This window comes from Lysinibacillus sp. CTST325 (genome assembly GCF_054665055.1).
Genome location: NZ_BAAFHO010000002.1, coordinates 632,616 through 646,667, shown reverse-complemented (window position 1 = coordinate 646,667; position 14,052 = coordinate 632,616). Strand labels below are relative to the sequence as shown.

Below are 14,052 nucleotides of genomic sequence, written 5' to 3'. Positions count from 1 at the left end.
TTACTTTTCAATTTGTATAAACTCTTGTAAATTCTTTTCGATGAAAGTATTTATTTTTTCTATAGTAGCTGGATAAATGTTTTCGAATATTGCATATAGCGATTCAAATGATGCATGGAGCTCTTTGTTTTGATCTAATTCTTCTCGAGTGATTGTAAAATTCTCTAATGTAGTAGGGTGATTATGTTGTTTTAGTTCCCGTTCAATTTTCTCAAGGAGTAAAAGAAAAGGTTCATCATTAAAATACTTAAAGCAGGCTTTGAGAGCTGCCCATTTTTTAGACTGGGCCATGAAATAAGTACTCCACCAATAGAATTCGATAAGAGATTTACTAATATGGTTATAATAAACATAAAACATAAATAATGCTCTTTGACCTTCTGTAAGTTCCTCATAAAAACGTTCTTTTACACCGAGATTAGTTTCTTCGGACATTCTTACCTTATAAATCTTAATGAGTGGTTCGAAACATCTTTGACTTAAACTGGAGCCATTAAAATCTAAATCCTCTTTCTTTACACTGATTATCAAAATAATCACACTCCTTCCAAATAATATAACATTTTTAGGATTAGAATGTGCAGCGTTATTTATATTCATTTTGGATTGTTATTGGTTTTATATACAATTAAAAGAACAAAAATAAAAGCATTTTTTAGTTTAAACCTCAAATAATAATGATTAGAAATAATTATTTGCAGGAGGTGAAAACTTGAGGAAATACTATCTGCTGATCGCTTTATCCTTTTTCGGGCTATTTTTATTTTTTGTAAATGAAAAATCATTTGCAGACAAGGGAAGGAAGTATTACGAAGAGGCAGGACAAATTTTGTGGGATATTAATACGGATGAAAAAGTGATCGCCTTAACCTTTGATGATGGTCCTCATAAAAAGTACACACCTGACATTTTAGATATATTAGACAAGTACAATGCAAAGGCCACATTTTTTATTGTGGGTGAAAATGCAGAAAAAAATCCAGAGCTTGCTTTACGTATACATGAAGAAGGTCATGAACTAGCCATTCACACATATACGCATCCTTTTAGAACGAATGTTTCCAATTTGATGAAAGAAATAAAACAAACACATGCAACAATTTATGGTATTACAGGTTATGTCCCTGTTTTATTTAGACCAGTTGAAGGCCAATACACGGATTCCATGATTGATGCAATAGCAAAAGAAGGGTATAAAGTTGTCATGTGGTCATGGCATTTAGATACATTTGATTGGAAAAGTCCTGGAGAAAAGAAAATTGTCAATACTGTTTTAAAAGGTGCTAAGCCTGGAAGTGTCGTGTTATTTCATGACGGCGGTGGAAATCGTGAGCAAACTGTCAGAGCCTTGAAAAAAATCTTACCAGAGCTTGAAGAGCAGGGATATAAATTTGTAACGATTTCTGAACTACTCGAGATTCAAAAGCTAAGTAATAAGGATGGAAAATAAATATAGGCAGGGCTCATTTTTTTTATGTAATCTGGGCCTTGCTTTTTTGTATTAGAACCCTGATTATTTAAGAAATAACGGGAAATAAGGATGTTCATGGTTATTTTAGTTTTTAATGGACTGAAATAGTAAATTGTGAAAAAGAATGTTTTAGGGATCTACAACTTTACAAATCAATGATGAAAGTAGCGAAAATTGCGCTTTTTATCGAGAGATGAAATACCTTTAAATCTTAATCCTCACCAATCCTCATTTATTAAGGATTGGAGCAATGGTATACGTACACCAGTAATAAAATGAAAAAGTTATGGGTGCGTTTCCTCTAGAAGTTTTATATAATCATAAAATACACTATTTTCCAAAAAAAAGGAGTGAAAAAGATGAAACAAATTATTGCATTAGGAGGGGGAGGCTTTTCTATGGAGCCTCATAATTCATTATTAGATACATATATTTTACAGCAGTCTCACAAGGCCAATCCTAAGATTTGCTTTGTACCTACTGCAAGTGGGGACTCTGAAAATTATATGGCAAAATTTTATTCTTTTTTTAACTCACAACCATGCATTCCGTCCCACTTATCACTTTTTTCACCTCCGACTCGAGATTTAGAAAGTTTTATTATGGAAAAAGATATTATTTATGTTGGCGGAGGAAATACTAAAAACCTTTTAGCTTTATGGAAAGAGTGGTCGTTAGATAGCGTTTTTAAGAAAGCTTGGCATGAGGGAGTCCTTTTAACTGGTATTAGTGCTGGTTCAATTTGTTGGTTCGAGGAAGGAATAACAGATTCATTTGGAGGAGAATTAGAGCCGATAACATGTTTAGGGTTTCTCCCAGGAAGTAATTGCCCTCATTATGATGGAGAAATCAATCGAAGACCAGCTTATCATAATTTGGTGAAAGCTAATAAACTCTCATCTGGAATTGCCGCTGATGATGGAGTAGCCGTTCATTTTATCGATCAAGAAATCCATAAAATTGTTAGTTCAAAACCTAATGGTAAAGCATATAAGGTCTCCTTGGATAATGATATTAATGAACAAGCATTATCTGTAGTGTATTTAGGAAATATATGAATATAGCTTAAAAAAATAAGCCTACTCAGTGACTTTCCATGTCCTAAATAGGCTTATTTCTATTTTTAGAAGAATGTCTAATATTTATGATGAAGAGATTATACGTCCTTTACCAAAAGGAATACATAATGGTGTGCCAAAAATAGGATCGTTCGTCATTTTGCAATCTAGATCAAAGACATGCTTTACCAACGTCGTCGTCATGATTTCTTCAGGTCTTCCTTGTTGAAAGACACCTCGGTCTCGAACAGTTATGATGTGGTCAGCATATCGACATGCTAAGTTAATATCGTGTAAAACCATAATAATTGTTCGTTTTTCCTGTTGATTTAATTCAAATAATAAATCTAAAATTTCTATTTGATGTGTTAGATCTAAGTAAGTAGTTGGTTCATCTAATAGGATAATATCTGTATCCTGTGCAAGTGTCATGGCAATCCAGGCACGTTGACGTTGACCGCCAGAAAGCTCGTCCACGGGTTTATCCTGTAAATGATCAACACCTGTTGCTTTTAAGGCATTTAACACTATTTCTTCATCTTTTTCTGTCCATTGTTTGCGCCAACTTTGATGTGGGTAACGACCTTGTTTAACAAGCTGAAGTACTGTTAATCCCTCTGGTGCTACTGGTGACTGTGGAAGAATAGAAAGTTTTTTTGCTACTTGTTTAGTAGATAATTTGAAAATATCTTGTCCATCCAATAATACAGATCCTTGCTTTGGCTTTAATAATCGAGCAATGGAGCGTAAAAGTGTAGATTTTCCACAACCATTGGCGCCAATTAGCACAGTAATTTCATTCATCGGAATAGTTAAATGTAGATTTTCAATGATATTGGAATCACCATAATTTAGGGTAAGTGATTTAGTTTCTAAAGTTTCAGTCATGAAATTTGACTCCTTTATTTTCTAGGGTTTCTAAATAATAAATAGATGAAATAAGGAGCACCAATGGCAGCTGTAAACACACCAGCTGGTACTTCTAAAGGGTTAAATGCAGTTCGTCCGATAATATCTGCTACCATTACTAGTAAAGCGCCAATTGCAGCAGATGTCGGTATTAGCACACCAAATGAAGGCCCTACAATGCGTCTCGCAATATGAGGTGCCATTAAGCCGACAAAACCGATAGCTCCTGCAAAAGATATAGCACTAGCAACTAAACTTGCACTCAAGAGTAATAAGAATAAACGAGTTTTTTGTACAGATTGTCCTAAACTAGCAGCCGTATCATCACCCAATTCTTGAACATTTAATTGTCGAGTAATAAAAAATGTGATTAGTAGGAGGATTAGTATCAATGGAACTACAATTTGAACTTGACTCCAATCTGCACTTTTGACGCTCCCTGTAATCCACTTATTGGCTTCACTAGCTTGATAGATGGGTCCGATAATCATCAACATCGTCGTAATGGCTTGCATAAATGCAGAGACTCCGATACCGATTAATACAAGACGGGTGGGTGTCACACCATCTTTCCAAGCAAATACATAAACAATAAGTCCGACAATGGTTGCTCCGATAAATCCTGCGAGAGGTAACCATTCAATACTAACTGTTAAGGAATGATTGGAATCACTAAACATAGCTAAAAAACCAACAACCGCAGCTCCGCCACCAGCAGAAATACCGATTATATCGGGGGAGGCTAATGGGTTTTTTATTATTCCTTGTAAAATTGCACCTGCCACTGCTAATGCCATCCCAGCAAAAGCAGCAATAAATATTCTAGGCATCCGGAAATCAACAATAATTAATTGATCAAACTCAGATCCTTTGCCAATGAGGACTTGCAAAACCTTTATTGGATTTATAAAGGACTCACCAAATGAGGCACTAAAGAAAAAAACAGCTAGTGCAATAATACTAATTAAGGTAAGTTTTTTGGAAGCTTTTATATCAAGTAAAAAGGATACTTTATGTTGTAGTAAACGTATTGTTTTTAAATTTTTCATTATTTTTTTCCACCTTTTCGCGCAAGGTAAATAAAGAATGGTGTACCGATCATGGCTGTCATTACTCCTACTGGTACTTCTTGAGGCATTATGATATAGCGTGCTGCAACGTCGGCTAACAATAATAGAATGCCACCTAATAGTGCAGCCATTGGAATGAGCCAACGATGATCTGTTCCAACAAACTTTCGCGCAAAATGGGGTACCACAATTCCAACAAACCCTATAGGACCAGCTATTGCAACTGAACCACCGGCTAATAAAACAACAATAAGACCTACCATCAACTTCATGAATCCTAGTGGTAATCCTAGGCCTCTCGCTACATCGTCTCCAAGAGCAAGAATATTCATTTTGGAAGAAATGAACAGAGCGGCAATCCATCCAATAACTAAATAAGGAAGTACAGATAAAAGAATTTCAAGCTTTCTCCCCTGTACGGAACCAGCTAACCAAAACAATACTTGCTCGAGTGCTGCTTCGTTTGTTGCAAGTAATCCTTGAGTAAAAGAAGCAAATAATGCACTGATAGCGGCACCTGCTAAAGTTATTTTGACTGGCGTTACGGCATCTCGTCCAGCCGAGCTAATACCATAAACAGATAGAGCGGCTATTGTAGCACCTAAAAATGCAATCCATGCAAAGGCTTGTAAACTTGACACATGGAAGAAAATCATAGCAAATACGACGGCAAACCCAGCTCCAGCATTAACACCTAATATTCCTGAAGATGCTAAAGGATTCTTCGTTAATGTCTGCATGAGCACGCCTGTAATAGCTAAGGAAGCACCCACGCAAGTAGCGATTAGAGCTCTTGGAATACGAACATTTTGAATAATAATATGCTCGTTAGATTGATTAAAATGTGTAAAAGATTCAATCGTCATTTGAATGGACGTATTTGCATATCCGTATACAATACTTATCCCCATACAAAGGAGTAGGAGTAGTGTTCCTACTATTAATGCAATTGTTTTTGAAAAATTATTTTTTAAAATCATATACAGTTGTACTCTTCCTTCAATAGAATGTGCTTACATAGTAGTTAAATAAATTATTGACAATAATAGATTCTTACAATATGCTTAATTTCGTTCTCGAGTAGATGAAATTGATTCTCATTATCATTGAATCTGCTTAAACATTCTATCATATACATAGGGGGAAGAAAAGATGCAAAAGGCATTTCAAAAACTACTAGTTTTGCTTGCTGTTGTCGCTGTATTTGTTTTAGCTGCATGTGGCAATAACAAGGAAAACACGAAAGAAGAAAGTTCAACTAAGAGTAATGCTTACAGTGTCGAACATGCAATGGGGACAACTGAAGTTAAAGACACACCAAAACGAGTTGTCGTTTTAACAAACGAAGGGACAGAAGCACTTCTTGCTCTAGGTATTAAACCAGTAGGTGCTGTACAAGCATTTTCAGGTAATCCTTGGTATGATCATTTAAAGGATAAAATGGAAGGCGTAGAAGTTGTTGGGGTTGAGAGTGAAATTAACATTGAAAAAATTGCTTCTTTAAAACCAGATTTAATCATTGGAAATAAAATAAGACAAGAGAAAGACTATGCAAAATTAAGCAAAATTGCTCCGACAGTCTTCGCAGAGACATTACGCGGTGATTGGCAAGACAACTTTAAACTTTATTCAAAAGCGGTAAATCAAGAAGCTAAAGGCGAAGAAGTTTTAAAAGCATATAATGATAAAGTTCAAGCTGTCAAAGAAAAGCTTGGCGATAAAACGAATCAAGAGGTGTCATTCGTACGCTTTATGGCTGATAAATCTCGAATCTACTATACAGATTCATTCTCAGGTGTTATTTTTGATTCATTAGGATTCAAACGTGTACCAGAGCAAGCAGAATTATTTAAAGATAATGCGAAATTAGGGAAATTAGCTGTTGAGGTAGGAAAAGAAGTAATTCCTAAAATGGACGGAGATGTACTTTTCTACTTTACTTACATGCCAACAAGTGATGAAACAGGTTTAGCTACTGAAAAAGAATGGACAGAAGACCCACTTTGGAAAAACCTAAGTGCCGTACAAAAAGGGAATGTCCATAAAGTTGACGATGTAATTTGGAATACAGCAGGCGGAATCCTAGCCGCCGAAATTATGCTTGACCAAATCGAAGAAATATTTGTTAAATAACAACAACCTGAATCAAAAAACGCTATACTTTCATCGATGATGATTGTATGGCGTTTTTCATTTGTTCAATTTCAACAGCAACTCACATTAGCACTATGGAAAATTCACCTTATAGTTGAAACAAAATATGTATTTAAACGTAAAATAAAAAAGGGGGCGTTTAAATTGAGGCATTTATTAATGGGTGTTTTCTTATCACTATGTGGTGTTTTGACATCGATGATTTTGTGGGGAATGGAAAAGCTTTATTTAGTTTCAGGCACGGTTGGCTGTATCTTCATTGTCATTTCAATGATTTTTTCTGGGTCCATGGTTAGTGGGGATCGGATGAGGGCAAATTTTGCTGCCGAAACGACAGAACATCGGGACGAACGCAATACAATTTCTTTAAATTCCTTATACATTGCTTTACCAAATATTATTGTAGCGGTTATATTATATTATTTAAGTAAATGATAAATAAAAGGTCACTCGGACAAAAGTGACCTTTTGGTTTTAACTGTAGTATGTTAGGCTGGTTAGTTATCCTACTATTACTAAGTATATGATATTTAGTAACAGAAGTTATGGAAATGATTAATTGTGACAATGATAAAAAGCAATAACTTTTTACATTATAGATCTGAATAGAAACTAACGTATTGAAAAAATTAATACATGAATGTTGTACCAACAATAATTAAAAGAATGAATAGAACTACAATTAATGCGAATGCTGAACCATGGCCTCCGCCATGTCCATAGCCATAGTATCCGCCGCAGCCACCGCCGCTATAGCCACCACCGTAGCCACCGCCATAGCCTCCGTAACAACAGTTACCATAATTTCCACCGTAATATCCCATGAAATATCCCTCCCTTCTACAATCTATAATATGTCTAGGTGTAAAATGGAGGGGAGGTATTCATCTTGGTTTTACTCAGTTTGAATTAAAAATCCCAAAAAATTAATGATGAGGAATTACTCAATTTCAAAAAGGAAGCAACATTTTTATAGAATAATAAAATTGAAACTATTACCAATGTCAAACGTATAAAATAAGGAAGGCTCTAGGAGGTGTTTGTACTATGTCGTTTATTGGTTGGGCTATTCTAACATTTTTAATTGTCTGTTATTTACCTTTCTTTATCTGGCTATCTGCTAGTTATCTAAATAACGGTGATCAATCAAAAAGAAAGAATAATTATTGGTTATTGTTGATGTTAGCTGGATTATTAAATTCTTTGAATACTTTTTTGTTTAAGATTCAAGATACATATTTTTTAGCAGTAACAGCCATCATCATTTTATTATTTAGCATTTACATGTTTTCCGTTGTTCGGAAAGATAAAAGAAAAGCCTCGTTTAGATAAAAGCGGTGGAATGACTAACGAAATGTTTTAGAATGACACTTAAAAATGTTCCCCTTGAAGTAGGCAATGTGGTTCGTGTCTATATTCAAGGGAATATTATTAAAGCTCTTCGTTTTAAAAGACTCTTTTAAAGTGGCTTATTAATTATTTGTTTCCAGACCAAAGTAGCTACTGTTCCTAGACATATACAAACCGCATATATAATGCCACTAATGAGACCCCAAAATTCTAGCCCAAAAGGTAATAGAAAAGTAGCGATACCTACTATGTATGAGAAAACACCAAATAGCTTAGCTAGTTTATTTTTATCACCAATAAAACTATCTTCTTGGTAACCTGCAATGAGCCATAGTTTCTTTTTTACATGGATCAGAAAACCCATAAAAATAATAATGAAAGCAAGAACAATACAAGTAATATATCCAGCAATCATTTTTCGTCACCTCACTTATGTTAGTTCAAATAAATATACGAGTATAATAAGAAAAGGTTTCCAAATTATTTTTGAAAATGATGTGATGTATTAGATAGCTACAGTCAATTTAATCGATGGAACTACAAAATAATATAAGAGTGACATTAATCTAAAAAAGACTTTAGGGGGAAAGTATGGATAGGTATGGATATAAAAGCCACAGAGTTATTGTACGTGGAACTTATGTCGGGAATCACATTGAAGAAAATTCCATCATGCAAAATCTGAGATAACTCATCGGGGATACGGATAACAATGAAAGATAAATAAATAAGGGTCACTCGAACCAAAGTGACCCTAAACCACAAACTAGGAGGTGCAAAGCTAGGTTAGCTTTACACTACTATTAATATGATTTGATAGCTATGTTTGTATAGTGAAATGCCTTTGATTTAAATTAAAAAACAAATCTAAAGATGAGTTTTCAAAATTCTGAATCACTTTTGCTACATACTTGCCTTATTAAGGCAAAATAAGTAATAAGCATAGCAGGTATAATAAAGTGCTATTAGACTAAAAACCTCCTAACATAAAATTGCTTATGCATGAAGCTATAGTCAAATGCACCTTACAAATTAGAAGGGATGTTATTTAAAGCTGCTTGTAATACTATGTGTGCAAACTCATGGTCATTAATTACATAAGGTATTTCTTCCGGCTCAACCCAAATACGCGAAATTGTTTCATGTTCTCGAAGAAATGGAAGGCATTCTTGAATTTCCATATTATAAAACATTTGATATCCGATTAAAGGGTACTTACTATCAGCATTGAATAAAGGGTTCTCTTCGTGACTGACTTCAATTGCTCCCAAATAGTTGATCTCTCCCTTTACATAACCTTCTTCCAATGCCTCTCTGTGCAATGCTTCTTCAGGTGTTTCTCCTTTTTCGATATGACCTCCAGGAAAGTTAAATCCTCTCCCGTCTACATGAACTAACAAAACATTTCCTTGATAAAAACAAACTCCATGTACACTTGTTACTTTGCTGAAATCGTCAATTCTATGATTTTGTAACCATGTCAGTTTAAGATGATGCCCGCTCCAGTTCACATAAATTTGGTTGTTCATCTGCTTCATTCCTTTTTATGTATTATAAAATCATTATATTTCCATTTAGTTAATTAAAAGATATATGTATATTATATTTTTTTAATCCTCTCACCCGAAAAACAATGACTTTTCAACTTGTGTAGAAACTAGAAAGGAATAAAGCATAAAATTTGATGAGTAGTGGGGAAAAAGATAAACAATAGATTATTATGTCGGGCTTCTTAGCGGAGCAGATTAATAAAAAAAAATAATGTGCGAAGAATAAGTAGTAAACAAAAATCAGAGGTGAATCTAGGTGGTTAAGCAATACTTAGTCTTACTAGGTCTTTTATGTAGTGTTATTATGTCTCCACTAGTTGTTAAATCAGAAACCACATCAAAAGTAGAAGAAATGTATGCCACAACAGAGGATATTATTTTAGATATTGTGTTCCCAACTATTGATAAAAGAGTAATAAAAGAATATGGGCAGGATACTCTTTTTGAATGGCAATGGAAAGGGATTGTTAATATAACTTACAATGACGATCATTCCTATGATGTTACTGTAAGGATTGAAATCCCTTCGAGAAGTCTTGATGATGTTAAGGTAAGAATATCCCCACCCTGTGATAGTGATAAGCTTAATAAGCAGAAATGTAATCACGGTTTTAAAATTGAAATATTAGAATACAAACGTTTATCTCAATAAGAATAATTATCTTTAACGCAGCTAACGGCTGATGGATTTCAGTTTTAATATAGTGGATGATTGGAATGTACCAACTGAACAAAAATACAAAAAGAGTCACATTTAACTAGATGTGGCTTTTTCTTATGCATCTACTAGCAATGAATAGAAGAGATGGAGGCAATCTTAATGCTATCAAATTAAGGTGCAGCCATAATAGTTATCAACTTTACGCAACGAAAGAGGTGGTACTATGCAAATAACAGATGGTACATGGACATTTGAGTCGGAAACAATCGATGAAGCTGCAAAAAAATTACAACGAGATGAGCAGGAGAGGGAGATGTTAAATGCTTTTGCTCGGTATGCTTACCTTCGTTACAAGCAGATTAGAGATTGTGTAAACCCTCGGAAATGTAAATATATGAGGATTGATCAAGTGCGTGAACAATTAAAATCACCAGCCAAACTACGAAAAGTTAGCGGTCTATACAATATTTCAGAAGAAGAAGTGCTTTACATTGTAGATTTTGTGAAAAAGTATTTGAAGTATGTTAAATAAATCTAAATCTCCCGGTCAAAAATTTCAACCGGGAGATAATTATTTTATAAACCATCAATTCATCACCTAAGCGCCAGATTAAAATTCCTCATGTTGTTCATTAACTCTGGCGAATTGTTCTGCTAGATCGTAGATGAGTTTCTTCTGTAAATAATTCTAGAAAATTCATTGCGTGCTTTGCTAAATATCGATCTTTTGACCAAACAATATTCGCTTTTGATTGGATATTGCAATTAGAAAATTGAATGATTCGAATACCGTGAATTAAAAATTTATCGAGACTCGTTTTAGGTAAAATCGTTACCCCCATACCTTCATTTATTAAGGCGATAACCATCGCAATATCAATGCACTCACAAATGATATTAGGCTCGAAACCGTGACGTTTGAATTCATCGATTATAATGCGAAATGTACTACAACTAGGATGACGATAAAACGAAAGAAACGGTATATTCTTTAAGTCTTCTATTTGAATGGGATTCGGTAAATGCCATTGTGCAGGAGTGGCTAGTACAAATTCCTCTAATTCTAACCCGATTGAAAAGTAATTATCATCTTCTATTGGTTGTTGCAGTATCGCTAAATCGATTTCTTTACTTACGAGACTATTCTTTAAGAAAAATGTATCTCCTTCAATAATTTTGAAGGATAAATTAGGGTATTTATCATGCATCAACTTAATTTTTTCAGGTAGGTAAGATAAACAAGTTTGATCTGCCCCGATTGATAGTACCCCCTTTAACCCTTCTCCAACTTCTTTTATTTCTGAAATTGTATCTTCGAAATTAGCTAATAATGCTTTGCCTTTTTCATATAAAATCTTTCCTGGTTCAGTAAGCTCTAATGCTCTGCCGTTTCGATCCAATAGTTTACAATTTAATTCTTTTTCGATAATTTTCAATTGATGGCTAAGTGGCGGTTGTGCCATATGCAATTTTTTGGCTGCTTTCGTAATTTGTTTTTCTTCAGCAATCGTAATGAAATAATTTAATTGTCTTAAATCCATTAATCTCTCACCCCTATACTTAAAATCAACTAGTTTATGCAATTTGTATACTTATTCTGTATAGTAACATTTTTTCGCGTATTTTCGTTAAAATTGTTAGATATTTCTGGTTCTTTAGTTTAATAATCTAGGAAAACCTAGAATTAACAAGGATTTCGTGGAATATTAAATGGCATATTCTTTATAAATTTTATATAACAATTAAAGTACGAGTATACCGAAAACGTATATATATGAATTTTTAATATATATTTTTAGTATTTATCATTTATTAAAATACATGATATTCTTTTGATTAACCAAAATCAGAAAATTCTGCTTAATGTAACTTTTGATCTCGAATAATCTATTTTTTATTATTCTCAAAAAATATCACATTACAGGTTATATCAGAGATGATTATTTTCGTAATATCTGAGGGGCTATACATACCGTCATTTTACAAGGGGATGCGGTTTCTATAGGTATAAAATTTATTAAGGGGTGTAGTGTTTATGAAAAAGACTTTATTGTCTCTTTTCCTATTGATGGGGGCACTATTGTTGGTGGCTTGTAGTTCATCATCGGATTCGGGGAAAAGTGATGCATCTTCCGGTAGTTCTGGTAGTGAAGCATCAGCAAATTCAATCAAAATAGCTGGAATTTTTTCTGCATCTGGTGGGGCAGCTGCTCTAGGGGAACCAGAAATGCAAACGCTGAAAATGTTAGTCGATCAAAAAAATGCGGATGGGGGAATTAACGGTCGAAAAATTGATTTAGTAACATATGATGATAAATCTGACCAAAATGAAGCGATTCTTTCCATGAAAAAAGCACTAACACAAGACAATGTATCGCTCGTTATCGGAGGGACAACAAGTGGCAACTCATTAGCGATGTTACCTTTGGCAGAGCAAAATCAGGTGCCTTACATTTCTGTTGCTGCTAGTAAACAAATTTATATGAATGAAAATGGACAAGCACGCAAGTGGGTATTCAAAATGCCGCAAGATGATCAACAAGCTGTGGAGAGAATTTTACAATATTTAAAAGATAATAACTTAACGAAAGTTGCCTGGTTAAACGTTGCAAATTCTTTTGGAACGGGCGGTCATGAAGAATTTGTTAAACACATGGAAAATTACGGTGTGGAATCAGTTATTGAAGATGAATTTGAAGCGACAGTCACAGATGCAAAGCCACTGTTAACTCGTGTAAAAAAAGCGAACCCAGATGCAATAATTGTATGGGGAACTGTACAAGAGTCAGCGGTTGTCATTAAAAATATTCGTGAATTAGCACTAGATATACCAGTTCTTGCAAGTCATGGTGTTGCAACGGGTCAATTTATCGAAGTAGCAGGTGATGCAGCAAACGATGTAATATTACCAACGGGTAAATTATTAATTGCCGATAAATTAGAAGATTCAAATCCACAAAAAGAATTATTGAAAGCGTATAACGAAGCATTCACAGCGGAATACAATAAACCAGCAAGTACATTCGGTGCCTATGCAGCAGATGCCTTCTCGATTGCTACGAAAGCAATTGAAGCAAAAGGGAGTGATAGCGCTGCTCTTCGAGATTACATTGAAAAAGAACTCGGTGAATATGTAGGTTTGACAGGTACTTTTAACATAACTGCGGATAATCATATGGGCTTGAGTCCGGATAGTTTTGCAATGGTACGTATTGTTGACGGTAAGTGGACTTTAGAAGATAAATAACGGGTTTGTTTATTGGGGAAATATAGCATTATTATTAATCGATAAATAGAATTCTTTTGTTGATATTTTGCTTATGTATGATATGCACATTTTTAACTTATTTCAGCAGATGTACAATCATCCGCTGAAATAAGTTAAAGCCTCCGGCGGATGTCACGGAAATCGGAAAGGAGTTCTAAAAGGATGTTAGCCTAAAATCATCGCATCCATGCGATAAAGGCTAACTGACCTTCATCACGCAGGCCTAAGCACAAAGCCGATTCCGGACGCAATTATGCCGAGGCATAATTTGATTAAAGTGGAAGAAACAGCTCGACTTTTGCCGTAGAAACCGAGTTGCATGTAGTTGATTGGAGTGGAGGCTGGGCGACTCCTTGGGGATCAGCGTCACAGATGAGACCCTGGAGCGAGCAGAGCGAGTGAAGCGGCTCATCGGACGCCCCCAGGAAAGCGCGCAGCCGGAACGGAAATCAACCCCACGGTATGTTGATAAACCTGAGAAGAATGGTTAATCAACATACCTGCAAAATAATACACATTCAATGAACAGTGGTATCTCTCTATCACTGTTCATTCATTTAT

The 14,052-nt window shown here is 34.7% G+C and carries 16 protein-coding genes; 8 read left to right on the top strand and 8 right to left on the bottom strand.

Features of this window, described 5'->3' with window-relative positions; all coding sequences use genetic code 11:
- Positions 1-600 carry a hypothetical protein gene (locus tag ACYQ73_RS08775; RefSeq protein WP_460012127.1) on the bottom strand — a complete coding sequence of 200 codons (600 nt, stop codon included), beginning with the start codon at positions 598-600 and terminating at the stop codon, positions 1-3.
- A 112-nt stretch (positions 601-712) separates the two neighbouring features.
- Between ACYQ73_RS08775 and ACYQ73_RS08770 the strand changes: the two genes are divergently transcribed.
- Complete coding sequence (locus ACYQ73_RS08770; protein ID WP_460012126.1) at positions 713-1,450, top strand: polysaccharide deacetylase family protein; 738 nt, start codon at positions 713-715, stop codon at positions 1,448-1,450.
- 380 nt (positions 1,451-1,830) lie between these two features.
- Positions 1,831-2,529: a Type 1 glutamine amidotransferase-like domain-containing protein gene (locus tag ACYQ73_RS08765; RefSeq protein WP_460012125.1), complete on the top strand. Its 699-nt coding sequence runs from the start codon at positions 1,831-1,833 to the stop codon at positions 2,527-2,529.
- Between the two features lie 84 nt (positions 2,530-2,613).
- On the opposite strand, the gene ACYQ73_RS08760 is transcribed toward ACYQ73_RS08765, so the two are convergent.
- The 3 genes from ACYQ73_RS08760 to ACYQ73_RS08750 are packed head-to-tail and all read right to left on the bottom strand — an operon-like array spanning position 2,614 to position 5,488.
- The gene (locus ACYQ73_RS08760; protein WP_460012124.1) at positions 2,614-3,417 is read right to left on the bottom strand and encodes an ABC transporter ATP-binding protein; all 804 of its coding nucleotides are present in this window, start codon (positions 3,415-3,417) and stop codon (positions 2,614-2,616) included.
- 14 nt (positions 3,418-3,431) lie between these two features.
- Complete coding sequence (locus tag ACYQ73_RS08755; RefSeq protein WP_460012123.1) at positions 3,432-4,487, bottom strand: FecCD family ABC transporter permease; 1,056 nt, start codon at positions 4,485-4,487, stop codon at positions 3,432-3,434.
- Positions 4,487-5,488, bottom strand: a complete 1,002-nt coding sequence (locus ACYQ73_RS08750) for a FecCD family ABC transporter permease (RefSeq protein WP_460012122.1) — start codon at positions 5,486-5,488, stop codon at positions 4,487-4,489. Before ACYQ73_RS08750 ends, ACYQ73_RS08755 begins: the two co-directional genes overlap by 1 nt.
- Positions 5,489-5,660: 172 nt before the next feature.
- Here ACYQ73_RS08750 and ACYQ73_RS08745 point away from each other — a divergent pair, with 172 nt between their 5' ends.
- Positions 5,661-6,641: an ABC transporter substrate-binding protein gene (locus ACYQ73_RS08745; protein WP_460012121.1), complete on the top strand. Its 981-nt coding sequence runs from the start codon at positions 5,661-5,663 to the stop codon at positions 6,639-6,641.
- Positions 6,642-6,806: 165 nt separating this feature from the next.
- Entirely contained in the window at positions 6,807-7,097 is a 291-nt protein-coding gene (locus ACYQ73_RS08740) for a DUF5316 domain-containing protein (RefSeq protein ID WP_460012120.1), read from the top strand.
- A gap of 194 nt (positions 7,098-7,291) precedes the next feature.
- On the opposite strand, the gene ACYQ73_RS08735 is transcribed toward ACYQ73_RS08740, so the two are convergent.
- Complete coding sequence (locus ACYQ73_RS08735) at positions 7,292-7,486, bottom strand: YjcZ family sporulation protein (protein ID WP_460012119.1); 195 nt, start codon at positions 7,484-7,486, stop codon at positions 7,292-7,294.
- Between the two features lie 223 nt (positions 7,487-7,709).
- Between ACYQ73_RS08735 and ACYQ73_RS08730 the strand changes: the two genes are divergently transcribed.
- Positions 7,710-7,994 (top strand): hypothetical protein, encoded by a 285-nt coding sequence (locus tag ACYQ73_RS08730; protein WP_460012118.1) that lies wholly within the window; start codon positions 7,710-7,712, stop codon positions 7,992-7,994.
- A 127-nt stretch (positions 7,995-8,121) separates the two neighbouring features.
- Here ACYQ73_RS08730 and ACYQ73_RS08725 read toward each other — a convergent pair whose 3' ends face one another.
- A complete protein-coding gene (locus ACYQ73_RS08725; RefSeq protein WP_460012117.1) occupies positions 8,122-8,427 on the bottom strand; it encodes a DUF3784 domain-containing protein in 306 nt (101 codons plus the stop codon).
- 610 nt (positions 8,428-9,037) lie between these two features.
- Positions 9,038-9,541: an NUDIX hydrolase gene (locus ACYQ73_RS08720; RefSeq protein ID WP_460012116.1), complete on the bottom strand. Its 504-nt coding sequence runs from the start codon at positions 9,539-9,541 to the stop codon at positions 9,038-9,040.
- A 325-nt stretch (positions 9,542-9,866) separates the two neighbouring features.
- Between ACYQ73_RS08720 and ACYQ73_RS08715 the strand changes: the two genes are divergently transcribed.
- Together ACYQ73_RS08715 and ACYQ73_RS08710 are read left to right on the top strand one after the other, a co-directional pair.
- Positions 9,867-10,214, top strand: coding sequence for a hypothetical protein (locus tag ACYQ73_RS08715; protein WP_460012115.1), 348 nt, complete (start codon positions 9,867-9,869; stop codon positions 10,212-10,214).
- A 232-nt stretch (positions 10,215-10,446) separates the two neighbouring features.
- A complete protein-coding gene (locus ACYQ73_RS08710; RefSeq protein WP_460012114.1) occupies positions 10,447-10,755 on the top strand; it encodes a hypothetical protein in 309 nt (102 codons plus the stop codon).
- Between the two features lie 100 nt (positions 10,756-10,855).
- Here ACYQ73_RS08710 and ACYQ73_RS08705 read toward each other — a convergent pair whose 3' ends face one another.
- The gene (locus tag ACYQ73_RS08705) at positions 10,856-11,764 is read right to left on the bottom strand and encodes a LysR family transcriptional regulator (protein ID WP_460012113.1); all 909 of its coding nucleotides are present in this window, start codon (positions 11,762-11,764) and stop codon (positions 10,856-10,858) included.
- Positions 11,765-12,258: 494 nt separating this feature from the next.
- Between ACYQ73_RS08705 and ACYQ73_RS08700 the strand changes: the two genes are divergently transcribed.
- Positions 12,259-13,470 carry an ABC transporter substrate-binding protein gene (locus ACYQ73_RS08700; protein ID WP_460012112.1) on the top strand — a complete coding sequence of 404 codons (1,212 nt, stop codon included), beginning with the start codon at positions 12,259-12,261 and terminating at the stop codon, positions 13,468-13,470.
- Positions 13,471-14,052: the final 582 nt, after the last annotated feature.

Coding starts and splice junctions, on each gene's coding strand:
- ACYQ73_RS08775 (WP_460012127.1), bottom strand. CDS start 600: ATGAATATAAATAACGCTGCACATTCTAATCCTAAAAATGTTATATTA.
- ACYQ73_RS08765 (WP_460012125.1), top strand. CDS start 1,831: ATGAAACAAATTATTGCATTAGGAGGGGGAGGCTTTTCTATGGAGCCT.
- ACYQ73_RS08760 (WP_460012124.1), bottom strand. CDS start 3,417: ATGACTGAAACTTTAGAAACTAAATCACTTACCCTAAATTATGGTGAT.
- ACYQ73_RS08755 (WP_460012123.1), bottom strand. CDS start 4,487: ATGAAAAATTTAAAAACAATACGTTTACTACAACATAAAGTATCCTTT.
- ACYQ73_RS08750 (WP_460012122.1), bottom strand. CDS start 5,488: ATGATTTTAAAAAATAATTTTTCAAAAACAATTGCATTAATAGTAGGA.
- ACYQ73_RS08745 (WP_460012121.1), top strand. CDS start 5,661: ATGCAAAAGGCATTTCAAAAACTACTAGTTTTGCTTGCTGTTGTCGCT.
- ACYQ73_RS08735 (WP_460012119.1), bottom strand. CDS start 7,486: ATGGGATATTACGGTGGAAATTATGGTAACTGTTGTTACGGAGGCTAT.
- ACYQ73_RS08730 (WP_460012118.1), top strand. CDS start 7,710: ATGTCGTTTATTGGTTGGGCTATTCTAACATTTTTAATTGTCTGTTAT.
- ACYQ73_RS08725 (WP_460012117.1), bottom strand. CDS start 8,427: ATGATTGCTGGATATATTACTTGTATTGTTCTTGCTTTCATTATTATT.
- ACYQ73_RS08720 (WP_460012116.1), bottom strand. CDS start 9,541: ATGAACAACCAAATTTATGTGAACTGGAGCGGGCATCATCTTAAACTG.
- ACYQ73_RS08715 (WP_460012115.1), top strand. CDS start 9,867: ATGTCTCCACTAGTTGTTAAATCAGAAACCACATCAAAAGTAGAAGAA.
- ACYQ73_RS08710 (WP_460012114.1), top strand. CDS start 10,447: ATGCAAATAACAGATGGTACATGGACATTTGAGTCGGAAACAATCGAT.
- ACYQ73_RS08705 (WP_460012113.1), bottom strand. CDS start 11,764: ATGGATTTAAGACAATTAAATTATTTCATTACGATTGCTGAAGAAAAA.
- ACYQ73_RS08700 (WP_460012112.1), top strand. CDS start 12,259: ATGAAAAAGACTTTATTGTCTCTTTTCCTATTGATGGGGGCACTATTG.